Raw genomic sequence first — 23633 nt, forward strand, 5'->3', positions numbered from 1 at the left:
CGAATTTTAGGGGTTGGAATGTTTCCCAAACCAACTTATCCTTAAAAGTAATCTCTAAACTATTCTTTTCCTATGACGTCTGTCATGTCAAAAAAAAACATGCTCATTTCAATGTATTGAGTCTTCTTTTTAAAGCTGCAACCTCTTGTTGTAGGCTTTCCACTTGACCTAACAAGTGATAAATGGCCTGAATTCCTTCAGGGTTTATATCGAGTTCGTTGTGCAGGCGGACCATTTTTTCCAAAAGTGGCAAATCCTCCAAATGTAGCTTTCCGTCTCCTTGTTCAAAATCTATATGTAGAATCTCATATTCGTACATGGAACGAACAAAAGATTCACCAACTCCATGGTGTTCACAAAATGTTTTTACCGATATATACTGTTCTTCCTTCATTTGCACTATGCTAAGTTGGTTTTTTCCAGGGATTCAAACAACGACTTTTGTTCCGGGGTCAGGTTCTTGGGCATTTGTACCATATAAGTTAGGTACAGGTCGCCAAACTGTCCCTCCTTTTTATATTTCGGGAACCCTTTCCCCTTGAGTTTCACCTGTGTTCCGTTATCGGTCCCGGGAGCTACTTTTAATTTCACTCTTCCTGTCAGCGTCTCCACCTGTATCTCTCCGCCCAAAACAGCTTTGATCAAAGGGATTTCAATGGTTTTGTACAGATTTTCCCCGTCGCGTTTAAAAGTTGTATTGTTAACGATGGAAAAGGTAATGTAGAGATCTCCTGCCGGGCCGCCTTCGATACCAGGACCACCATGCCCCTTGATTTTAATGGTCTGACCATCTTCTACACCTGCGGGAATGGTCAAGCGGATATTTTTTCCGTTCACCGTTAGCGTTTGTTTTTGGGTTGTGTAGACATCCTTTAGGTACAATTTTAATTCAGCGTTGTAATCCTGTCCCCTAAACCGTACCCTTTGGCCACCGGAACCAAACCCGGCACTTCCGCCGCCGAACATCGACTCAAAAAAGTCCGAAAAATCCTGGGCAGAACCTCCAGAGCGACTGTACGTATACCCCGAACCAGTATTTTGACGTGCATGCTGTGAACGTGATTGCTTTGCTTTTTCAAACTCTTCTGCATGTTGCCAATCCTTACCATACTCATCATATTTTTTTCTTTTGGAGGAATCGGATAATACTTCATTAGCTTCGTTCACGCGCTTAAAGTTCTTCTCCGCCTCCAGATCGTTGGGATTAAGATCAGGATGATATTTCCTTGCCAACTTCCGATAAGCCTTTTTAATCTCATCGGTGGATGCTTTATTGTCCACCCCCAATACTTTATAATAATCGATAAAATCCATAAGTCAATCTAGCTAGAAATCTGAGTTTGGTTGAACCGTAAACTACCTTGTCAAATTTCGCTAAAATCTTCTTTCTTCACAATGACCTATGTCAGAACATCCCACTTTGCCTTCAAAAGTTTTTGATTTTCGTATCTAAGCTGCAAGAAGTACCTTTAAGTTGATAAATCCAAATACATGATCATCCATCAATTCGACCAGACCAATTCCATTTTGAACAGTTTTATTGCTGAAATAAGGGATGTCAATATCCAAAAAGATGCCATGCGGTTTCGCCGTAACATTGAACGCATTGGAGAGGTTCTCGCTTACGAAATGAGCAAAACATTGGATTATGATCCAAAAGAAGTCACAACTCCTTTGGGCGCCAAAAAATCGTTTCTATGTTCGGATAAGTTGGTGCTTTGCTCTGTGCTCAGGGCCGGTTTGCCCTTGCACCACGGAATTTTGGGATATTTTGACGGGGCCGAAAATGCCTTTATTTCGGCATACCGTAACCACCCTAATAACGATGATGCATTTGAAGTCATTGTAAACTATTTTGCAGCACCTTCGCTTGATGATAAAATTTTGGTGTTAACGGACCCCATGCTGGCCACGGGTAAAACTTTGGAAAATGTACTTAAGGCCCTAAAAGGCCATGGTTCGCCAAAACAGATTCATATTATATCCGTAATCGGTTCCAAAACCGGCGTGGCAAAAGTGGCAGAAACATTTCCCCAAAACACCCAGTTGTGGATCGCTGCCGTTGACGAAGGACTCACCAGCAAGGGTTATATTGTTCCAGGTTTGGGCGATGCCGGTGATTTGAGCTATGGAGGCAAACTGTGATCTAACCTTAAAGAATCACCTCGAAGACCTCGTAAATTTTTGGAATATGGCAATGCCACCCGTATTTTTCATGAATTTTGTCCCTATAAGCTTCCATTGAAGAAAGTTCCCCATGTACCAAAAACACCTTTTCCGGAATGTTTTTAACAGCACCCATCCAAGTCAATAGTTCCGATTGGTCCGCATGAGCAGAAAGACTCTCCAAATGATGGACCTTGGCCTTGATAGGAACATGTTTCCCGTAGACTTTAAGTTCTGTGGCTCCCTCCAATAATTTTCTTCCGCGCGTCTCCTCCGCTTGGAAACCTACCAATAAAATGGTGGTAGATTCCTTTTCCGCCAATTGCTTTATGTAGGTCAGTACACGCCCCCCTGTTACCATGCCACTGCCAGCAATCACAATTTTGGCCCTTGGGTCGTCAATCGTTTCCCATGTCTCCGCATAGGAGCTCACCAGATTGATGTGACCGTTCATATTTGAATATTCCGTTGGGGTCAATTTGTGCCAATTCGGAAAATTCTGGAATACTTCTAGCACATTGTTTCCCATAGGGCTGTCCACGAAGATGGGAATATTGGGAATCTTGTTCTTCCGGTAAAGTTCCCATAATTGATACATAAGGGATTGAAGGCGTTCCACGGCAAACGAAGGAATGATAAGCGTACCCTTTTTATGTAGGGTCTCTTTGATCAAACCGATCAAAATATCCTCTACATCCTCTTTTGGGTGCAAGCGGTCGCCGTATGTGCTTTCCACAAAAAGATAATCGGCCCATTCGGGTCGCTTCGGCGAGTCGAGAAGTTTATCATGCTGCCTACCTACATCCCCGGAGAACACCAACCGTTTTCCATACAGATTGATTTCAATATAAGTGGAGCCTAGTATATGACCGTTATATAAAAAAGTTGCAGAACAATGGTCAGAAAGGATAATTTCTTCTGCTTCTTCTACCTGCTCAAAGAACTTTAGGGCAAAGGCAGCATCCTTTTTGGTGTACAAGGGCAGTGCGGGACTGTGTTTACTGTAATCCTCTTTATTGGCCCTGGCGGCCTCTTCTTCCTGGATTTTGGCGCTGTCCCCTAAAATAATACGAGCAATTTCCAAGGTCGGGCCGGTACCCAGTATCTTTCCCCTAAACCCTTGGCGAACTAAAAGCGGTAAATATCCACAATGGTCCAAATGCCCATGGGTAAGCAATACATAATCAATTTTAGAGGCATCAACTGGCAATTTCTCCCAATTCAAGGCACGTAAGGCCTTTACCCCTTGGAACAGTCCACAATCCACCAAGATTTTGACCTCATCCGAATACAGATAGAATTTTGAACCGGTTACGGTTTCAGAGGCGCCTAAAAAATGGATTTGAAGCTTTTTCATGCTATGGTCACAAATTGCAAAGTGATTTCATCTCTTTTAGAATTCGTTGCTTGCGGCCATTTGACACCCCTAAATGATCGAGTAGAAAACTACTTTTTATCAATTGCCTGCAAAGGACTATATCTCTCTCCAACAAAAATTGTTTTTCCCGATTTGAAAGCAAGGTGGACACTGTAATGGGATACAACCGTAACCTGTCAATTCGTTCTTTGAGTCCATCACCTTGAGGGTAATCCCAGCTCAATAGGTATAAGCCAGCACACTTTCCATATTCCAGTGCATCTTGCGAAAACCTAGTGTTAGTGACCACCCAACCCTGAATGGTTTTATAGGTGCTGTTCCTTGTTGATTCCAATGGCCGCTTTACATCGATGTACCTGGAATTGATGTACAATGGGACCTTTACATTACATTTAAGACCATCTTCACTGTGAAACTTACATTCTATAACATTCAAGGTTTCATTTTTTGTAGCAAGTACATCAATTTCGTGAGAAACGCAGGTGCCTTGTAAAACTTCTCCTGTTTTGGTATCAAAACCAGAATAATGCAAAATGCCACTAATGAATTTCTCGAATGGAAATCCAGTGGGCCCAAGTTCATAAATGGCCTTTTTTAGTTTATACTTGGATGCGTAGACAGATGCCTTCTTCTTTAGAAGGGCAAAGGCTCTATTATAAATTTCTTTCGTGGTGATGCCTTGATAGAGTTCATCTTGAACACGACTCAGAATCTCTTCAACCATTTCATCGGAAGCTCCGCTGAACTGCAATGAGTTTTTCAGCTTTTCCATGGAAAAATCCACTTTCTCCCCTGATGATTTGGTAATATGAAAATGTTCTGCGCCCATACCACTAAAATACGCAAGGTTTTGATCATTAATCACATTTAGCGCGGAAATGATTTCTGAAAAGAGCTAAATCAACATCAAGAAATGGCACTCTCCGACACGTCCACTTCCTTGACCGTTCTTCCTTTTTGAATGGACAACCGCGCATCTTCAAGAATCAGGTATAGACATGGCACTATAACCAATATGATTGCCGTGGCAAACACAATACCGAATCCAAGTGAAATGGCCATGGGTATCAGATAAAATGCCTGACTTGAGGTTTCCAAAATAATGGGCGCCAAACCACCAAAAGTGGTCATGGTAGTTAAAATTATAGGTCGGAATCTTCTCAGCCCGGCTTCGTGAATGGACTTGTAAATAGGGTCGCCTTCTTTCCTACGCTTGTTTGCATAATCAATCATGATCAAGGAATCATTTACAACTACACCAGACAATGCAATGACTCCCATCAAACTGACCAAAGAAAGGTCGTAACCCAATAAAATATGTCCAATAACAGCTCCTACGATCCCGAAGGGAATGGCCGTCATCACAATCAAAGGTTGTACATAACTGCCAAAAGCTATGGCAAGTAATGCATAAATTAAAAGCATGGCTATGGCAAAACCGGCCCGAAGAGTACTTGTACTTTCCCGCATATCTGCCTGACTTCCCTCAAAAGTCCATGTAATCCCAGGGAAATCCGCCCTCAGTTGGGGCAATGTTTCCTCTTGAACTTTTGCAATTACCCTGTTGACAGCATTAGCTGGTTCCACATCCATGCCGACATTGACGACCCTGCGGCCGTCCCTACGGTTGATACTGGTAAATGCCTCTCGTTGTTGAACCTCGACCACATCCATTAAGGGTACCTCCACTCCATCTTGTGTCCGAATCAGGAAATTTTCGAGGTTTTTGATATCCTTACGTTCTTCCATGGGAAGTTTTACCCTTACTTCAATTTCATCCATGCCTCGGAGCTGTCTCATGGCCAATGCACCAAAAAACCCGTTCCTTACCTGTCTTCCCACTTCATTTGAGGTTAGCCCCAAATTTCTACCTTGTGGCAGGAGCTTAAAATCGTACTGTAATTTTCCTTTATTGTAATTGTCTGTGACGTCCCGTGTATTGGAAAACATCTCCATTCTTTCAACAAATGCCGTACTGGCCTTTTCTAGCACATTGATATCGGTATGGCTCAAATCTATACTGATTGCCTGTCGGGCACCTCCGGGACCTCTTTCGGCTTCAAAGGTAATTTGATCAACACCTTCTATGTCCCCAATATTATCACGCCAAAGAGCAATTACCTCCCCGGCGGTAATATCCCTCTGGTCCGGCGGCAACATTACGATTTCCACATCAATAAAATTTTGTCCACGCACATTGGTCTTGATTCCTTCGGCAACCTCGTATAAATTATGTTCTTCGAACATTCTTTGGGTAGCATCGGAGATATCGTGGGCTACCTTGGCAGCTTGGTCCGGAGTTGTTCCTACTGGCAAGCGGACACCTGCCTCTATTTCATCCGCCGCTACTTCCGGCATCATGATCATTCCCATATGACCACTGTAACCATATCCTCCAACTATCAATAAAAGTGCAATGGCACTTGAGAGTGTAATGTATCGATGACGAAGGCATTTATCCAACAACGGGCGATACCATTTGTCGACCAACTCGTTGAACTTATTGGCAAAAGCGCCCTGCCAGTTTTCCAGTTTGTGTACCCATTTGTTTTTGCTCGGGTCTTTTTTTAAGTGAGCCAAATGTGATGGTAGAATAAACAAAGCCTCCAACAATGAAACCGCCAATATTACAATGACCACCGCCGGAAGGGGTTGCCAAAACTTACCTGTTTCCCCTGGCATAAAAAGCAGTGGTACAAAAGCGATAATGGTGGTGGTAATACTAAAAACCACAGGCAACGACACATCTTTGGTCCCTGCAATAGCCGCTTTTATGGGGCTCAACCCTTTTTTCCTGTATTCATAAACGTTCTCTCCCACTACAATGGCATCATCAACCACAATACCAAGTACCACCAAAAACCCGAACATGGATATCATATTGACACTTATGCCTATGAGTGGAAGAAATATCATTCCTCCGATAAAGGAAACCGTCATACCCATCATCACCCAAAAGGCCAATCTGTATTCCAAGAACAAGGTGAGAATCAACAATACGATGATAATGGCCAGAACCCCATTCTCCGTAAGCAAGGACAACCGTTCCCGGTAATCGGAAGCCCTATTACTATCGGTACGATAATTCACACCTGGTGGCAATTGGAAGTCTTCCAGTATTCCCAAAGCTACATCCTCAATTTCCATAGGCGATTGGTCACCTATCCTAAAAATTTGGAGCTCTACGTAATTTTGTTGATTAAACTGCCCGTGAAATCCGGTTTCTTCAAAATCATCGGTAATGGTAGCAATATCGCTCAAGCTTACCTTGGCCCCAGCAGGTGTAGATACGATGGTAATGCTTCCGTATTCATCCGCCCATTGTTTACGTTCCTTCATTCTCAGCAATATCTCACCACTCTGTGTTTGTACTGCTCCTGCGGGAACATCGTTACTGCTCTGTCTTATTATGTCCGCCACTTGGCCAAGGGTCAAGTTATATTTTTGAAGATTGTTCCGGTTTATTTCGATACGGGTCTCATAATCGGGCACGTTGTTGAGCTCCACTTGGGTAATGGCCGGATTGCTCAACAAAATGGTCCTCAAACGTTCGGCTAGTATCCGAAGTGTCCAAATGTCCGCCTTTCCATAAAGACCGATTTGGAGCACATCACGTTGTCTGGAACGTAGGCTCACCTCTGGCCGTTCTATATCATCAGGGAAAGTTCGAATTCTGTTGATGGCCTGATCAATGTCCTGAAAGGCTTTCATTCGTTCGGAACCTGCAATAAGTTCTATACTGATTTGGCCCGACCCCTCATCTGCCTGTGAAACGATTTCCTTTATGCCCTGAACACTTCGTACGGCTTCTTCCACGGGTTGAAGGACGCCTTGTTCCACCTCTGCTGGCGAAGCTCCCGGATAGGCCACGGAAACATCTACAAAATCCAATTGAAACTCTGGAAAAACTTCTTTTTGGATAGTATACATGGTAAAAACACCACCACCCAAAAGTATCAGCATCAATAGATTTGTGGCGATTGAGTTTCGGGCCATGTAACCTATGGCTCCTTCTTTCCTCACATTCTTGTTTGTATCCTTATCCTTCATCTTCCCGGTTTTCGTCATCTTTATTAACAGGAGTTTCTTCTGAACGCGTCCGGAGTTCCACCCCATTGGTTACAGTACTTAGATTTGTCGATACGACTTTATCTCCATCTTCCAGACCTGATTTGATGTAAGCATATTGGTTGTCGGTCAAGATTATATCCAATTCACGGATTTCCAACAGATTGTCCTTCATTACCCATGCCGTTTGATTATTTCTGACCAAATCACGGTCCATTCGAACCACATTTGAAATGGAATCGGCCTGGATGTTCACTTCCACGAAGGTCCCGATCATCAATTTTGGAGCTCCTTGCAGTTGGTCGCTTGTGGCCAAAGGGTCATCTACACGTACCAAGACCCTTGCCAATCGTGTCTGGTTGTCCAATGCGCCTATCTGTCTGTCCAAATATCCTTCTCGATACATGCCTGACGGCCAAGCTGTTGGGTTTTCAATACGCACCATTGAACCCTTTTTTTCTTCTGATTCTGGAAATTTCAACCATTGTAATCTTGAAACGGGGACCGTTGCCAATACCCAATAGTTATCGGTTCCAACGATTCTGCCAAGGTCATCGCCCTGAGAAACTTGAGATCCCACCGTTACATTTTGACTCAGGATATGTGCATCGAAAGGTGCACGGATGGTAGTCCTATCCAAGTTTAACTGAGCTTGGTTCATAGAGGCCCTTGCCGCTTCAATGTTGGCTTTAACGGCATTCAATTGTGGTTGGCGAAGTACCAATTGGGTCTCGTTATCGGACAATGGGTTATCCCCGAACAACGAATCGTTATTGATGAGTTCAAGGTCTTGTTCGGCAATCTGCTGACGGCCCATTTCTGTGGCCAAAGCGGTCTCTGATTGCAGCAACTCGCTTTTTCGCAATTCCAATGTATTGCGATAATCCGAAGGGTCTATTTGCAACAAGACCTCGCCCTTTTGTACAAAACCTCCTGGGGTAAAGGCCGGGTCCCTGCGAACAATCTGTCCCGGTACCAAAGGGCTGAGAATAACGTCTTCTACTGGCTGCACTGTTCCAGTGGCCACTATGGTGGGTGCATATGTTCCCTTTTCCGTTGTTACCACATCAACCAAAATTGCGGTTTCAATGGTGGCTCCCTCACTTTGTGCTTCGGGCTCGGTAAAAAAAATGAGAGTAGTCACTAAGATTCCCCCAATCAATATGGCTAAACAAATCCAGATTACTTTTTTATTGCTCATATAATTCGTCTACTTTACTTTTTTGATTTTCTATAGTTCTACCGGTATCAAATCCTCCTGCCAATGCTCTGTATAAAGCTATCCGGATCTGTATATGCTGTAATTGCGCTGATACAAAATCCCTTCGGAGCTGTTGTTCCTGATCTAAGCCCAACAGCACGTCCAAATATGGAATGAATCCATTCAGAAACTCTACACGTAACTGTTTGTTGCTCTTTTCGGCCAATTCCAATTGCCTACCAATATTCTCCAATCGCTCCGTTTGTTTTATATCTTGCACCATGGCATCTTCAACCTCCCTAAATGCAATCAATGTGGCCTGACCGTATTCATAGAGGCGTTGCTTTTTGATGGCAGTTGCCCTGTCTGCTTCGGCACTGAGCCTTCCGCCATAAAAAATCGGGGCCAAAAGGTTTCCTGCCAAGGAATAGGCCCAATTATCAAAAAGGTTATCAAAATTGTTGGAACGCAACTGTCCTCGACCACTCAACGAGAGTCTGGGATATTTACTTTGTACCGCAGAGGCCATATCCCTATCAGCTGCCAATAAGAGTGCAAAGGATTGTTTTACATCGGGTCTTCGCCTTACCAGATCCAATGGTAGACCGGCATCTGGCAGTTGAGGTATGTTTGGGAGCGAAGACCCTTCCAGTGAAAGCTGAATTTGTGGTTGCTTACCCAAAAGAACAGACAATTGGTTCTTCAACAACTCAACATTGGTCTCGAAAATAATCTTCTGCTCCTTGGTGCTTTCCAATAGTTGTGCTTGCCGTAAAATATCCACTGCCCTGATCTGGCCTCCCACGAAGCGGGAACGAATCAACTTGATGATGGCTTCGTTGGTCTTGATTTGATCCTCCGTAATCTTTAATTGCTTTTTTGCTGCCTGTAATTGATACCAGGTGGTGGCTATTTCTGCGGAAAGGGAGAGGGAAAGTGCTTCGTAGTCAAAATAACTGGCTTCTGACCGAAACCTTTCTGCATTTATTGCTGTTCCAATACGTCCCCATAAATCCACTTCGTAGCTGGAAAAAAATCCCAATTGTGTATTCTCACCACCTACAAAATCAGGTTCGGGAAGTGTTCTTGCTGTTTGGGCGGATGCTTCGAGTGTGGGCCATCTGTTAGAAGTTTGCGACCTCACCGAAGCTCTGGAAGCTATAAACTGCTGCCACCTAGCTGCTAAATTTAAGTTGGACTGCATCGCGGTATCTATCAAGGTATTCAACTTCTCATCGTTAAAAACCTCCCACCATTTGCCGGATACCAATGTATCGCCACTTGTACTAAATTCCTGAAATTCTTCTATTGGAGGTGATAGATTCGAATATTTGGGAGAACAATTAAAATAAAGTGTCCCTACGAAAAGAATACAGACAAAAATCCAAAGGTTTCGCCAACGGCCAATTTTGGGATTCACCCGTACCATGTTGTTTTTTACCATTACCTTGATTTGATGGATGTAGTTTTATAAAAACTCTACCTATATAATCTCGTGAATTTCAATGGATTTAAAAAATAAAACCGTTCCAACTACGCTACCACACCTCTCAACGTCAAGTTTATACTAACAAGCCGTTTGTACCATAAAGAAAATTTTATCGAGGTGATGGCCGCTAATGAACAATACATAACAAAATATGAGTTAGAAGTTGATTGGGTCAGAGTTAATATTCCAAATAAGTTGGTATATTATACCGCCTTAAAAAACTGAACAACTTTATTATCATGAAATACTTATTTTACACCTTAGTTGGACTTTTCATGTTTATTTCTTGCAAGGAGAACAACGAGAAAACTGCGGAGCAAGAAAAAGACGAGCAGAAACGACCAAATATTGTTTTCATCATAAGCGACGACCATGCCTACCAGGCCATTAGCGCGTATGGTGGCAGGCTGGCTGAAGTGGCCCCTACCCCGAACATTGATAGGATTGCAGAAGAAGGAATGCTCTTTGAGCGCTGTTTGGTCACCAACTCCATCTGCGGGCCTTCCAGGGCAGCTATCCTTACAGGAAAGTACAGTCATTTAAACGGTTTTATCGACAATACCATCGGGTCCAAGTTCAATTTTGACCAGCAGACCTTTGGTGAGCTGTTGCAACAGGCGGGATATAAAACCGGGGTTCTGGGGAAATTGCATTTGGGAGATACCCCTTCCAAAGGGTTTGACTATATAGATATTTTGCCCGGTCAGGGATCCTATTACAATCCTACCTTTATAAATGAACAGGGGCAATACGAACTGGAGGGCTACACCACGGAAATCATCACTGAAAAGGCCATTAAATGGATGGACTCCGTAAAATCGGAAGAACAGCCCTTCATGTTATTTTTGGGACATAAGTCGCCCCATAGACCATGGCAGCCCGGTCCCAATGAACTGGGAATGTACGAGAATGTTGAAATTCCCGAGCCCGAAACATTGTTCGATGATTATTCCGGGGGCCGTGAGGTTGCCGGCATGAACTACATGTCAATCTCCGAATCCATGAAAATGGGACCGGACCTAAAAATCACAGACCAGCCCCATAACGGGTTTACCGAGGAGCAGCAACAACTGTGGGATTCCATTTACGGTCCCATCAATGAAAAGTACAATAGGGAAAAACCTACCGGCGATGCATTGACCCGTTTCAAGTACCAACGCTATATGAGGGATTACTTGGCCAGTGTGGCCGGGGTCGACAAAGGTGTAGGGCATGTGCTGGATTATTTGAAAAAGGCCGGTCTCGATGAAAACACCATTGTTATCTATACCTCCGACCAAGGTTTCTATTTGGGCGAACACGGTTGGTTCGATAAGCGATGGATGTACAAGGAGTCCCTACGAACCCCTCTTTTGGTAAAGTGGCCCGGCAAAATAAAACCGGGCAGCGTAAATACGGACCTGGTGTCCAACATAGACTTTGCCGAGACCTTTCTGGACATTGCGCAAACCGATATTCCTGGGGATATGCAAGGAAAAAGTTTGGTTCCCATCCTTGAAGGAGAGACCCCAGAGGATTGGAGGAACGAGCACTATTACCATTATTATGAGCATCCATCAGAACATGATGTTAGAAGGCACTACGGCATAACCACAGACCGTTATAAACTGATTCATTTTTACTATGACCTTGACAAATGGGAGTTGTACGACCTAAAGAACGACCCGAACGAAATGAACAACATTTATGATGACCCACAATATGCAGACGTTCAGGAAAAATTACACCAAGATCTTGAGCAACTCAGGGCCAAGTACAAGGACAACGATTCATTGAACCAAAAATTCATCGAGGAATATCACGAAAAGGTAAAGGACAATCCTTTGATAGAGTATTGGAAAATAGAGCCTGAAGAAAGGGAAAGATTATTTCAAGAATACCTGAAAAGTAGGGACAAATAATATCACATCAATTCTTGACTACGTTATAATTTTAGTGGATTTGAATTTGCTCAAAGTTTATTTAATGACCTACTCCCTCCCAAAAAGTATTTGTTTCGCTTTGATAATCTTGATTATCGGTTGTAAGACCAAATCCGAAAATCAGGATAATACCAATGATAAACCACATAAAGAGGCTCCAAGAAAAGCACCGGAAGGAATGGTATGGATTCCGGGGGGAGCGTTTGTTCAGGGAGCCGTTCCCAACGACAAGATGGCCATGGGGCACGAAAAGCCGGCCCATAAAGTTCATGTTGATGGCTTTTTTATGGACATTCATGAAGTGACCAATGCCGAATTTGCAAAATTTGTGGAAGAAACGGGCTATGTTACCGTAGCAGAAAGGGAAATTGATTGGGAGGAAATGAAGAAACAGTTGCCTGCCGGTACGGAAAAACCCCATGATTCAATCCTACAACCAGGTTCGTTGATCTTCAAAAAAACAAAGTCCAGTGTTCCCAACCTCTATGATTACTCCCAGTGGTGGGAATGGAAAATCGGGGCCGATTGGAAGCACCCCAATGGACCTGAAAGCACCATCGAGGGCAAAGATGACCATCCCGTGGTGCACATAGCCTTCGAGGATGCCATGGCCTACTGTGAATGGGCCGGACGGAGACTGCCCACCGAGGCCGAATGGGAATACGCCGCCCGTGCGGGGAAGACCGACAGCAAGTTTTCCTGGGGGGACGATATTTCCCAATTGAGCACACATGCCAACTCTTGGGAAGGAGAGTTTCCCGTAGAAAATACCATGAAAGATGGTTTTGAGCGCAGGGCGCCAGTTATGAGCTATCCCAAGAACGGATTTGGACTGTACGATATGGCAGGGAATGTCTGGGAATGGACAAACGATTGGTACAATACCAATTATTACAAGGAATTGGCCTCAAATAATAATATCGCCCAAAATCCACAAGGAGCCACAAGTGCCTTTAACCCCAATAACCCATATGCCAAGGAAAAGGTAATAAAGGGAGGGTCGTTCCTATGCAGCGCGTCCTACTGTGCAAGTTACCGGATTTCTGCGCGCATGGCCACCAGTCCCGATTCAGGACAGGAACATTTAGGATTTAGAACAGTGCTGTCCGAATAACTATTCTTTTTCCTTTTTGAGAACGGCTAAAGGAGAGTTCCTAACAATTCCTACACTATTACCTACACCTAGGGCAAATACCAAAAATGTAATGGCCGGTAAAATAATGGCAAACGGTATGACTGAGGGGACAAAAGTGGTATCAAAGAGCATCCACGCAAGCAAAGTGCTTCCCAAGACCGCTAGCACAACACCCATTAAGGCTCCCAAAAATCCTAAAATGGTATACTCGATTGCAATCATTTTTAAGATTTGAAAGGTTTTGGCCCCTAGGGTTCTAAGCAATGCTCCTTGTTTTACCCTTTGATGTTTGCTACTATATATAGCTCCCATTAACACCGCGACACCAACAAATATGCTGAAAAATGCCATAAAATTGATGATCCAACCTATTTTGGCCAAGATGTCTTCCAAAAGTTCAAGTATCCGTTTTAAATCCAAAATGGATACATTAGGGAAATCACTCACCAGTTTTTGCTGGAGTTTGGCAGAACTGTCATCATTAGGTGTTCTAAGGGTCATAACACTAAACTGTGGGGCATTTTCCAACACACCGGAGGGGAATACCACCGAGAAATTAGGCTGCAATCTGCTCCAATCCACCTCTCTTATGCTTTGCACAACCGTATTCATGATTCTACCTTGAACATTGAACGAAACCGGGTCACCGATCGTTACCTTGGCCATGTTGGCAAAATCACTGCTTACGGAAATCGGTATATCCTTATCTGAATTGAAATTGTTCACCCATTTACCCTCGATCACTTTTTCGGAACCTATAAGACTGTCCCTATACGTAACCCTGAATTCATGGTTCAATATCCATCTGCCCACTTGTGATGTAGTATCCTTTCGAATATCTTCCACATATTTTCCATTGAGGGTCTCCACCCTCATGGTCACAATAGAAATTTTATCTATCACAGGCATGCCCGAGGCTTCAATAGTGTTGGATACGTCTTCGACCTGCTGACTTTGGATATCCATGAGAATCATGTTCGCACTGTTTGCACTATCCTCAATGGCAGCCTTTTCCAACAACATATCCTTGGTAAAATATAACGTACTGATTAAAAATGTGCCTATTCCTATGGCGAGTACCAATACCAAGGTCTGGTTTTGCGGACGAAACAAATTCTTTAGGCTTTGTCGAGGAACAAAACCCCATGAATACGGGAAAAATCTTTTCAACATGGCCATAAATAATCGGGCAACTGCGGTCAAAATCAAAAACACAACCAATAGGCCTACCACAAAAAAGAAAGACCTCAATGAATCATCCAATAACCAATATGAAAACCCAAAAACAAAAGATATAATTCCAAATCCCACAAGTAACGTGGCTCTTTTTGAACGGGTTTGGGTTTCCTGTACCACTCGCAATGCTTGCAATGGAGATACATACAGGGTTTTCATTAATGGATAGAGGGCAAACAACACAGACATGGCCAACCCGAGCGATAGTCCCAAGACGATACTTTGGAGAGATAGTGCCATGTCCACCTCAACGGGAATCAAATCTCCCAATAGTACGGGAAACAGTTGTTGTAGTCCATAGCCTATAATGGTTCCCAAGAGACCACCAACGATTCCCATACAAGCTATCTGAACAAAGAAAATCAAATAGCTCTGCTTTTTTGAAGCACCTAAACATTTGAGCACGGCAATGGATTTCACCTTCATTTGAACATAGATGCCCATACCGCTGGCAATACCTACACACCCCAACAACAATGCAATAAATCCGACCAGATTAAGAAACTTTCCGAAGTTTTCATATCTCCTGCCCAAACGCCGAGCCTCGGACAAATGGGTGTCCAGGTCGGCGTCTTCAGCATCGAGAACAGGTTCTACTTTTTCACTCAACAGTGCCATATCCTGACCCTCATCTGCCTTGAAATAATATTTGTACTCGATTCGGCTACCCGTCTGCACCAACCCCGTGGTCTGTATAAATTGAAAAGGAATCATTACGGGTGGGGCAATGGCCCCAAACACAGAAGTACTTCCTGGCACATTTTCCAAAGCTCCTGCAATAGGTAGTGTGACTGCTCCCAATTTAATGCTGTCCCCTTTTTTTAAATTGAGCTGTAGCATGGTAGTGGCATCAACCAAAGCTCCACCAGCCTTAAAGCTTGTCTTCGCCGAGGATGGGTTTGTTTCCAAATCTCCGTAAAATGGAAAACCGCCTTCAACTCCCCTAACTTCCATCAACTTGGTTCCGTTGTTTCCTGGAAAAGCGGCCATGGACAAAAAATTGATCTCCTTGGCATCGGAGCCGCCCAAGGAGTCCATTATTCCTTGAACCTTATCATTTACAGGTCTATCGCTTTCTATGACATAATCCGCACCTAAAAGAGATTTGGATTGTAGGGCTATATTTTCTTTCAACAGTCTACTAAAAGAATGGACACTGACCACTGCGGCCACCCCCAAGGTAATGGAGAAGACAAACAGTAAAAGTTTACCATAACTTGCCTTTCCATCGCGCCATGCCATTTTTAGCAGCCATAAAAATCCAGCGTTGTTTTTTCCCATGATCAACCTATGGTTTCTTCTATCTTACCTGACCTCAACCGGATACTTTTATCTGTTTTTTTGGCCAATTCCAAATCGTGGGTCACAATAACGAGTGCCGTACCCTGCTCTTTGTTCAATTCAAACAACAACTCCTCTATCCGGGCACCTGTATCATCGTCAAGGTTCCCAGTGGGCTCATCGGCAAAAAGAATGGATGGCTTATTGGAAAAAGCTCGGGCAAGGGCCACGCGCTGTTGCTCCCCGCCTGACAATTGCGATGGATAATGTTCTGCCCTATTCAACAAACCTACCTTTTCCAGCAGCTCCCTACCATGGTCGGAAGCATTTTTGACCCCTCGGAGTTCCAAGGGTACTATTACGTTTTCCAAAGCGGTCAAAGTGGGCAATAATTGAAAGTCCTGAAAAACAAACCCTACGTTTTGGTTTCTTAAAACTGCTCTTCCATCTTCATTGAGCCCCGACAAACTTTCACCACAGAGCCATATTTCACCGTCATCCGTGGTATCCAATCCGGCACAAAGCCCCAATAATGTAGTCTTACCACTGCCCGAAGACCCCACTATGGCAAAACTTTGACCTTTGTCCACATCAAACGAGACGTTATTGAGTACATTTAGGTCGTGTTCACCGCTCCGATAAGTTTTAGAGAGGTTTTGAACTTTTAATATCTTTGACATACCATGCTTTTGGTTAAAACTCTCAAAATACTAAAATTGTCCATGATCAAGAAAAACTCTGCCCTCAACCTACCGTTAATGTTATGTTATTTTTTGATGCTGGTACTGGCCAGCTGTGGAGAAAATAAACAGCAAAAAGAGGACAACCAAGTTTCTGTTGAGGAAGAAGTGGTCGAGGAGACAACGGAGTCGAGCAAAAAAATCCTTTTTTTTGGGGATAGCTTAACGGCCGGTTATGGTTTAGAGCTTGGTCAATCTTTCCCGTCGGTCATACAACAAAAAATTGATTCCTTGGGTTTGAATTATGCCGTGATCAATGCTGGATTGAGCGGTGAGACCACGGCAAGTGGCAAAAACCGGTTGGATTGGGTGTTGGAGGATGATATGGATATCGTCATCATAGAATTGGGTGCGAATGATGGGCTCAGGGGTGTTCCGATTTCCGAAACCAAGACAAATCTTCAGGAGATGATAGACCAAGTACAAGAAGACCTCCCAAATGCCAAAATTATCTTGGCCGGAATGAAGATTCCACCAAATATGGGGCCGGAGTACACCTCTCAGTTTGAAAACCTATTTCCAACATTGGCAAAGCAGGAAAATATAGCCTTGATTCCGTTTTTATTGGAAGATGTGGCCGGAATCCCCGAACTTAATCAAGGAGATGGCATACACCCTACGGTAGAAGGCCAAAAATTGGTGGCCAAAAACGTTTGGAAGGTGTTGAAACCGATACTCTAGTTTTTAAAATAGCACCTATTACTTACAGACCCCATAATAAGGGCAATAGAAAAAATATGGCGAGCGACATAATTACAATGGATATCAAATTCATCAAAAACCCGGCCCGTACCATATCCGGAATTCGGAGGTAGCCCGAACCGAAGACGACAGCATTTGGTGGGGTTGCCACGGGCAACATAAAGGCACATGATGCTGCCGATGTGCATGCGACCATCAATATATACGGATTTATTCCCAAGGTCAAGGCCAACGGGGCCAAAACGGGAAGCATCATTGCGGTCGTAGCCAAATTGGAGGTGACCTCTGTCAAAAAATTAACGCATGTGATCACCAACAACAACAATAAAAAGAGGGGCAATCCTTCAAAAAATGCCATTTGTCCTCCTAGATAGCCTGCCAGCCCTGTTTCTTGAAATCCTTTGGCGATGGCCATCCCACCTCCGAACAATAAGATGATCCCCCATGGAATCCGTACGGCTTCTGTCCATTGAATGAGTGGTTTGCCCGACCTGTTGGCAGGGATAATAAAAAGTAGGATGGCGGATCCAATGGCTATAATGGTATCATCGATGTTCGGAATGATTTTTTGTAAAAGAAAAGATCTGGTTATCCAGCAGAAAGCGGTCAGTACAAAAACAAACAATACCATTTTCTCTTCCTTTCCCAGCGGTCCCAATTCGGACAAGAGCCTATTTATTTCCTGTTTACCACCTGGAAAACGTGATCTACGCAATGGATAGGCAAGTCTAGTAAGGTATAACCACGCCAATATTAAAAGTATGGATGCTACCGGTAAACCAAATTTCATCCATTGCCAAAAACTGATGTCCACTCCGTAAGTTTTTTGAACAAACCCTGCAAAGACCAGATTTGGCGGCGTTCCTATCAATGTGGCAATTCCCCCGATAGATGCCGCATAAGCTATGGACAGCATTAATAATTTACTGAATATCTTGTTCTCATCTTCGGGTGTGTCGGGGTTGTCCTTGAGTTGTTTTACTATGGAAATAGCCATGGGCAACACCATAACAGTGGTAGCTGTGTTGGAAATCCACATGGACAGAAAAGCGGTCGCGACCATAAAGCCCAAGACTATGGTGTACATATTTGTGCCGATGGTCTTTATAATTTGGAGGGCTATTCTTTTGTGCAGGTTCCATTTTTCTATGGCCATGGCCAACATAAAACCTCCCATGTACAAAAACACATATTTGTGGCCGTAACTCGCGGTTGTGTCACCCAATGGAATGGTTCCCAATAGTGGAAAGAGGACAATGGGCAACAATGCGGTAACTGCTATGGGAAGTACTTCAAAAACCCACCAAACCCCGATCCAAACTGTTGCTGCCAATATGTCCCGCCCTTGTGGCGAAAGCCCTTCTCCATTAAAAAAGTGGTGGATCAAAATAAATAGAATAGGGCCCAGAATAGCCCCAAACCGCTTGTACGACATATAATTGTTGTTTAATGGTGTGCATAAAAAAGGGACGGCGGCCAATGTGCGGCCTCACCATCCCTTTCTGAAGATTACTAGATTTAGTCGATGTTCTCCTTATCCATCCAATACAATAAATAAGGAATATTGTATGCGTGGGTCCAACCAAATACCCGGAGTCCTTGATTGGTCTGCCAGTTGGTAAATCGTTTCTTGCTCATGGGGAGGTTAGAGATTTCCAAAAGGTCATCGCTGTATGTCTCCGCATTTTCATAGTCTTCCGGTGATTTTGGCAGTTCTCCTATTTTCAACATTTCTGCTCTGGCCAATGCTTCGTTCAGGTACACTTTTTCACCACTTATCTCATAACCGAGCAACAAAGGATAAATAGTGGCTAAATAAGATTCCATTTCGTGGTTCAATGGAGGTACGTCCCTAACCCATCTGGCATGTTTCAACAATGCTTTTCTTACTTCTTCATCGCCCGTTATTTGCTGATATTTATACAGCCCTTGAGCCACATAGGTTTGGCTATATCCATATCTATCCAACAGTAGATTCCCACCTTGACGTTCTTGAAACTCCAACATTAACCGGACCCTTTCATCCAATTCGTCTTTATATTTTTGAAGCTTGGTAGCATCATATAGCTCTACCAAGTTCAGTACTGATAAATATAGTCTTCTGCCCCTTAGGTCGTGCTCTCCCCAAATGCGGTTAATGTAGGTGTCCCCGGTCATTTTGGCGACTTCCAATGCTCTATGGTCCGCCGATAAGTAATAATCTGCGATCCAGCCTTGAATCCAAACATGGGCGCTTAGAAGTGCGTACCAATGTTCGTTGGCATGCCTCCTTCCTATGCCAAGGTATGGTGTGGACTCCGGTTCTTTCTCATAATTCCAAAAATCGATGGCATCATTGATCTCTCCATAATAGGTTCGCTTTTTTGGCCAATGGATGTTATCCACATCCATGGTGTGCCTACTCATCGCTTGAGCCATTTTGAAGTACTCAGGATCTCCTGTTCTCATAAAATTGGTCCACAGCATAAAATCCACGGTAGGTTCGTTATTGGTCCATTGCACCCATCTGCCATCAAAAAAGTAACTTTTTCCGTCACCATAATCGAACATGCCATACCATGGCTCGTTCTTTTGGCTATAGGCCCACCACTGGTATCTGTACTGCAATGCGTTTTCAAACTCTGTATGAGTTTCGGAGGCAGGTGCCATATTCCCATACACTTTTGAATTTGTGTACCACTCGGGAGTGGCATGTGCTACCGGGCTTTCGGTAACATACTCCATTTTGTCGCCCACGGATGCTATGGCATCGTTATCGTGGAAATAATAAACAAATTCCGTGGTCTTGGTTATACCTTGTGCAAAATTGTCCAACATGCCTCCATCTGGTTCTGTATTGTGCCTTGCAAAGTTCATCGGGCCATTTTCTTTGGGCCAGATACTTCCCAACAAGATGTTGTTGGCAGGATCTACCTCAATACCTTTTGGGTATTCTTTCATAAAATTCTTAATGCCCAGGCCAACACCTCTTTTTCCATCGGTGACATTGATCCAGCCTTTGGCTTTCTGGGTTTGGGCCACATTGGTTTCACCTTTGGAGACGGTCGCCTTAAAATCCAACTCCGCTTCGGCATCACCGTTCTTTCCTTTCTTGCTGAAGTTGTTCATGTAAAGGCTTCTTAAACTAATGCTTTTACGTCTATCCGGTCCTTTTTGCAATAATTGAACCGGTGTTTCATCATTTACGGCAACTTCCTCCATAACGGTATCCGCTTCATCATTTTTCCAAGAACCTTCATAAAGGGGCATTGAAACGCTCACATTATCATCCAAATGATATTTTAGCTGAAGTCCAATTGCGGCTATCTGGTCGTTGGGCTGTGTCCAGCCCATATCGTCTTCTGTACTCTCCGAAATAATTTCGCTGTTCTGGGTTGCAATGTTCGCATGCTCTCCCTTTTGTTTTTTGTGCTTGTCGGGAATACCGGTATACGTCATGGTGTGCAATACTTTTATATAGCTCTTGCCCGCATAGGCATGCAACCAAATGGTAAATGGTGATAGGTTGTTATCTTCCCTATTGTAGATATAGGTCCCTTCTATTCGGAAAATGGTGTGCAAGGGGCCGGAGCCCTTTTCCCTAAAAACCTCATTGATGACAGCTTTGGATGCATCTATGCCCGAATCGTCCAAAAGATCAAAGAAAGATCCCCTGTTTTTCTCGGGTGATGAACCGATCAGTTCTTCTTCGGTAAACTTTCCATCTTTGTTGGAATCCAGAAAGACCTCATCCAAAAAACCGTTCCCTTTTTTATGTATGGAAAACGACAATGGTCCGGTATTTACATCTATTCCTCCCTGAGGCCTCATGTTATTCATGGAAACGATCTTCTTTTCCGGAAGGATTGGCACCACACCATCTCCATACTCCAAAACGTAGTCCTGTGTTTCTTCGGAAAAGAAGAATACCCATACCCATTTCACACTGTCGTCCGTTGGTCCCCAATTGCTCACCTCAGTTGTCTGACATGGTATTTCCGTACCATCTGCCGTCAGCAGACGTAGATGATCCACTGTATTCAACTCCCCTTTAGGGAAAGGTATTCCCAAGGTTATGGGTGCGCCTTTCTTGTTGTTCTCGACCGTTATGGCCACCTGTTTCCCTTTTTGCTTTGGTTGGGAACAGGATTTGAGCAGAAAACATGCCAGTAGTAGTGTTAGTATTATTCTCATTTGTGTAGTGTAGAAAGGTTATTGTTTTACAGACATAGTGCAGCTGCACCCAAAATGGGCGAATCCACCAAATCTGATGTTTCGATTTTAAAATTTTGCAATTGTTTTTGATAGGCAAACGAATTCAGGGCATCCTCCAAGGAAGACTTGAAGAACGGATATGCATTACTAATGGATCCTCCCAGTATGATACATTCGGGTGCGTACAGATAGAGAATTGCCTTTATGGCAATACCCAGATGAACACCATACGTTTTAAAAGCAGACAATGCACCAGTATCGTTGTCCATGGCTTTTTGGTACAGTACCTTGGCCGATTCCCCATAAGTTTCTTCAAAAAAGAAGCTACCTGCATATTGTTCCAGAATTCCGTTTTTGTAGGGCAGCATACCTATTTCCCCTGCACCGCACAAAACTCCATTATAGAGTTTGTCTTCTATTAAAATGCCCATGCCCAGTCCTGTTCCCAATGAAAGTGCCACACAATCTTTATATGGCTTGGCTTTGCCAAAGTATTTTTCGCCCAAAGCAAAACAGTTGGCATCGTTGTTAAGGTATACGGGGACATTGAACTGCTTTTGCACCAATTCTTTTAGTGGGACCTTCTCCCATGTTGGAATGTTTTGCACATCGTACACTATGCCAGAATCTGGGTCCACTACGGCGGGCACCCCTATACCGATAGCCTCGACGTCAGTGGTCATGACTTCATCAATGGTCGTCAATAATCTAGATAGTGATCTTTCGTAAGAATCGTTTTGGTTTACTTCGGAAAGGCCGGTCCGTACAACCTCTTTGCCAAAGATCCTGCCTGTTTTGATCTTGGTTCCCCCGATATCAACCCCCAAAACCGTTTTCGCCCTCTTCTCCACTAGTCCTTTTTTAAGCTTATGGTTTTATTGTTGACCAATGGTTTGGCCCAGAATCCTATGGATAGGATAAAAATCAATGGAATTATTAAAAAGAACATTCCTGATCTTAACGACATTAGTTCGCCCAGTCCCCCTACAATAAATGGTATGACCGCTCCTCCGGCAATACCCGTACAAAGTATACCGGATAGTGAACCATGATGTTCTTTCACAGAGTTCAGTGCCAAGGAGAATATTATGGAGTACATTACAGAAATGAAAAATCCTACCATCGGGAAACCGATCAGTGCCATTTGCGGCGAACCTGTAAGTGCCAGAATTAAACTTATGATGGTTATCGAAGTTGCCAAAACCAGTAATTTACGGCTATCCATAAACTTTAAGAGCAATAACCCCAGTAGACAACCCACCGTCAACATGGCCCAAAAATAGGATACTGTGTTGGCGCCGACCGTCTGTGGGTCCAGTCCGTGATATTGGTTCAAAAATTGCGAAATCCAGTTTCCAACACCCTGCTCTGTGCCCACGTAGCAAAAGATTCCCAAGAAATAAAGTAGGGTCCATTTGTTCTTCAACAAATCCCAATACGAACTGGTGTCTCCGGCCTTTTCTTCTTCGGTCTTTTCAAATTTTGGATATTTGGTCAAAAAGACATAGAAAAACAATACCAACGATATCGCTGCAAAAACGATGTAAAGCGATGCCCATGGTAAATCCTGTGGCACCCATCCGCGCAACATTTCAGCAAATGTGTCACCTGTGTTATTCTTGCTTACCAGGTATTTATATAAATAAGGACTTAAAAATGATGCCGCTCCAAAAACCAATTGAGCCAACACGGAATTGAACGCAAAGTGTTCTTCGCCTCCTGCCACCCTCAACATTGGATTTATAATTACTTGAAGCACCGCCATACAACAACCCAATACAAAAAGGGTTATGCTAAAAACGCCGTATTGTGGCAGTAGGGCAAAACCCAGGGAAGCAAGCGCCATGACCAAAAATGAAACTGAAAGTAATGTCCTCTCACTATACTTTTCGGATAAAAAGCCTGCAGGTATGGACATGATGCCATACGCTATAAAAAAAGTGAACGGCAATAGGCCTGTTAACGTTAGGCTGAGATCAAAACTATCCTTAACGTCCACGATTATTGAATTCAGGATGTTGGTTATGAAGGATATTACAAAGAATACGATCATTACCAGTCCTATAATGTGGATGTATCTTTTGGTCTTGGGCTTGCTGGTCTCCATTATATAATTGGTTG

At 43.6% G+C, this 23633-nt stretch carries 17 protein-coding genes; 4 read left to right on the forward strand and 13 right to left on the reverse strand.

Annotated features, from left to right (window positions below):
• Nucleotides 1-103: 103 nt before the first annotated feature.
• Nucleotides 104-394, reverse strand: coding sequence for a chaperone modulator CbpM (locus tag K1F36_RS02520; RefSeq protein WP_220112406.1), 291 nt, complete (start codon nt 392-394; stop codon nt 104-106).
• 5 nt (nt 395-399) lie between these two features.
• Nucleotides 400-1314: a DnaJ C-terminal domain-containing protein gene (locus tag K1F36_RS02525; protein WP_220112407.1), complete on the reverse strand. Its 915-nt coding sequence runs from the start codon at nt 1312-1314 to the stop codon at nt 400-402.
• 177 nt (nt 1315-1491) lie between these two features.
• Here K1F36_RS02525 and upp point away from each other — a divergent pair, with 177 nt between their 5' ends.
• Nucleotides 1492-2145: a uracil phosphoribosyltransferase gene (upp, locus tag K1F36_RS02530; RefSeq protein ID WP_220112408.1), complete on the forward strand. Its 654-nt coding sequence runs from the start codon at nt 1492-1494 to the stop codon at nt 2143-2145.
• A 7-nt stretch (nt 2146-2152) separates the two neighbouring features.
• On the opposite strand, the gene K1F36_RS02535 is transcribed toward upp, so the two are convergent.
• The 5 genes from K1F36_RS02535 to K1F36_RS02555 form a co-directional block, all read right to left on the reverse strand.
• Nucleotides 2153-3523, reverse strand: a complete 1371-nt coding sequence (locus tag K1F36_RS02535; protein ID WP_220112409.1) for an MBL fold metallo-hydrolase RNA specificity domain-containing protein — start codon at nt 3521-3523, stop codon at nt 2153-2155.
• A 7-nt stretch (nt 3524-3530) separates the two neighbouring features.
• Nucleotides 3531-4373 (reverse strand): ATP cone domain-containing protein, encoded by an 843-nt coding sequence (locus K1F36_RS02540; RefSeq protein ID WP_220112410.1) that lies wholly within the window; start codon nt 4371-4373, stop codon nt 3531-3533.
• A 77-nt stretch (nt 4374-4450) separates the two neighbouring features.
• On the reverse strand, nt 4451-7594 hold the full coding sequence (locus tag K1F36_RS02545; protein ID WP_220112411.1) for an efflux RND transporter permease subunit: 3144 nt from the start codon (nt 7592-7594) through the stop codon (nt 4451-4453).
• Entirely contained in the window at nt 7584-8813 is a 1230-nt protein-coding gene (locus K1F36_RS02550; RefSeq protein ID WP_220112412.1) for an efflux RND transporter periplasmic adaptor subunit, read from the reverse strand. Before K1F36_RS02550 ends, K1F36_RS02545 begins: the two co-directional genes overlap by 11 nt.
• Nucleotides 8803-10257: a TolC family protein gene (locus K1F36_RS02555; protein WP_220112413.1), complete on the reverse strand. Its 1455-nt coding sequence runs from the start codon at nt 10255-10257 to the stop codon at nt 8803-8805. The genes K1F36_RS02550 and K1F36_RS02555 overlap by 11 nt, the downstream gene beginning before the upstream one ends.
• Before the next feature lie 284 nt (nt 10258-10541).
• Between K1F36_RS02555 and K1F36_RS02560 the strand changes: the two genes are divergently transcribed.
• Together K1F36_RS02560 and K1F36_RS02565 are read left to right on the forward strand one after the other, a co-directional pair.
• Complete coding sequence (locus tag K1F36_RS02560; protein ID WP_220112414.1) at nt 10542-12203, forward strand: sulfatase family protein; 1662 nt, start codon at nt 10542-10544, stop codon at nt 12201-12203.
• Between the two features lie 64 nt (nt 12204-12267).
• Nucleotides 12268-13338, forward strand: coding sequence for a formylglycine-generating enzyme family protein (locus K1F36_RS02565; protein ID WP_220112415.1), 1071 nt, complete (start codon nt 12268-12270; stop codon nt 13336-13338).
• Here the strand turns inward: K1F36_RS02565 and K1F36_RS02570 are convergent, their stop codons facing one another.
• Both K1F36_RS02570 and K1F36_RS02575 read right to left on the reverse strand, forming a co-directional pair.
• Nucleotides 13339-15876, reverse strand: coding sequence for an ABC transporter permease (locus K1F36_RS02570; protein WP_220112416.1), 2538 nt, complete (start codon nt 15874-15876; stop codon nt 13339-13341). It abuts the gene before it with no gap.
• A 2-nt stretch (nt 15877-15878) separates the two neighbouring features.
• Entirely contained in the window at nt 15879-16556 is a 678-nt protein-coding gene (locus tag K1F36_RS02575; protein ID WP_220112417.1) for an ABC transporter ATP-binding protein, read from the reverse strand.
• 42 nt (nt 16557-16598) lie between these two features.
• Between K1F36_RS02575 and K1F36_RS02580 the strand changes: the two genes are divergently transcribed.
• On the forward strand, nt 16599-17297 hold the full coding sequence (locus tag K1F36_RS02580; RefSeq protein ID WP_220112418.1) for an arylesterase: 699 nt from the start codon (nt 16599-16601) through the stop codon (nt 17295-17297).
• Nucleotides 17298-17319: 22 nt separating this feature from the next.
• On the opposite strand, the gene K1F36_RS02585 is transcribed toward K1F36_RS02580, so the two are convergent.
• The 4 genes from K1F36_RS02585 to K1F36_RS02600 form a co-directional block, all read right to left on the reverse strand.
• The gene (locus tag K1F36_RS02585; protein ID WP_220112419.1) at nt 17320-18753 is read right to left on the reverse strand and encodes an SLC13 family permease; all 1434 of its coding nucleotides are present in this window, start codon (nt 18751-18753) and stop codon (nt 17320-17322) included.
• An 83-nt stretch (nt 18754-18836) separates the two neighbouring features.
• The gene (locus tag K1F36_RS02590; RefSeq protein ID WP_220112420.1) at nt 18837-21491 is read right to left on the reverse strand and encodes an exo-rhamnogalacturonan lyase family protein; all 2655 of its coding nucleotides are present in this window, start codon (nt 21489-21491) and stop codon (nt 18837-18839) included.
• Between the two features lie 26 nt (nt 21492-21517).
• On the reverse strand, nt 21518-22363 hold the full coding sequence (locus tag K1F36_RS02595) for an ROK family protein (RefSeq protein WP_220112421.1): 846 nt from the start codon (nt 22361-22363) through the stop codon (nt 21518-21520).
• A complete protein-coding gene (locus tag K1F36_RS02600; protein ID WP_220112422.1) occupies nt 22363-23619 on the reverse strand; it encodes an MFS transporter in 1257 nt (418 codons plus the stop codon). Before K1F36_RS02600 ends, K1F36_RS02595 begins: the two co-directional genes overlap by 1 nt.
• Between the last annotated feature and the right edge of the window lie 14 nt (nt 23620-23633).

This window comes from Flagellimonas abyssi (genome assembly GCF_019457905.1).
Lineage (GTDB): Bacteria > Bacteroidota > Bacteroidia > Flavobacteriales > Flavobacteriaceae > Flagellimonas > Flagellimonas abyssi.

Excerpts from the sequence above, each read along its gene's own strand:
- K1F36_RS02585 (WP_220112419.1), bottom strand. The coding sequence starts at position 18,753 with ATGTCGTACAAGCGGTTTGGGGCTATTCTGGGCCCTATTCTATTTATT.
- K1F36_RS02535 (WP_220112409.1), bottom strand. The coding sequence starts at position 3,523 with ATGAAAAAGCTTCAAATCCATTTTTTAGGCGCCTCTGAAACCGTAACC.
- K1F36_RS02565 (WP_220112415.1), top strand. The coding sequence starts at position 12,268 with ATGACCTACTCCCTCCCAAAAAGTATTTGTTTCGCTTTGATAATCTTG.
- K1F36_RS02520 (WP_220112406.1), bottom strand. The coding sequence starts at position 394 with ATGAAGGAAGAACAGTATATATCGGTAAAAACATTTTGTGAACACCAT.
- K1F36_RS02575 (WP_220112417.1), bottom strand. The coding sequence starts at position 16,556 with ATGTCAAAGATATTAAAAGTTCAAAACCTCTCTAAAACTTATCGGAGC.
- K1F36_RS02550 (WP_220112412.1), bottom strand. The coding sequence starts at position 8,813 with ATGAGCAATAAAAAAGTAATCTGGATTTGTTTAGCCATATTGATTGGG.
- K1F36_RS02555 (WP_220112413.1), bottom strand. The coding sequence starts at position 10,257 with ATGGTAAAAAACAACATGGTACGGGTGAATCCCAAAATTGGCCGTTGG.
- K1F36_RS02545 (WP_220112411.1), bottom strand. The coding sequence starts at position 7,594 with ATGAAGGATAAGGATACAAACAAGAATGTGAGGAAAGAAGGAGCCATA.
- K1F36_RS02590 (WP_220112420.1), bottom strand. The coding sequence starts at position 21,491 with ATGAGAATAATACTAACACTACTACTGGCATGTTTTCTGCTCAAATCC.
- K1F36_RS02600 (WP_220112422.1), bottom strand. The coding sequence starts at position 23,619 with ATGGAGACCAGCAAGCCCAAGACCAAAAGATACATCCACATTATAGGA.
- K1F36_RS02580 (WP_220112418.1), top strand. The coding sequence starts at position 16,599 with ATGATCAAGAAAAACTCTGCCCTCAACCTACCGTTAATGTTATGTTAT.
- K1F36_RS02540 (WP_220112410.1), bottom strand. The coding sequence starts at position 4,373 with ATGGGCGCAGAACATTTTCATATTACCAAATCATCAGGGGAGAAAGTG.
- K1F36_RS02570 (WP_220112416.1), bottom strand. The coding sequence starts at position 15,876 with ATGGGAAAAAACAACGCTGGATTTTTATGGCTGCTAAAAATGGCATGG.
- K1F36_RS02560 (WP_220112414.1), top strand. The coding sequence starts at position 10,542 with ATGAAATACTTATTTTACACCTTAGTTGGACTTTTCATGTTTATTTCT.
- K1F36_RS02525 (WP_220112407.1), bottom strand. The coding sequence starts at position 1,314 with ATGGATTTTATCGATTATTATAAAGTATTGGGGGTGGACAATAAAGCA.
- upp (WP_220112408.1), top strand. The coding sequence starts at position 1,492 with ATGATCATCCATCAATTCGACCAGACCAATTCCATTTTGAACAGTTTT.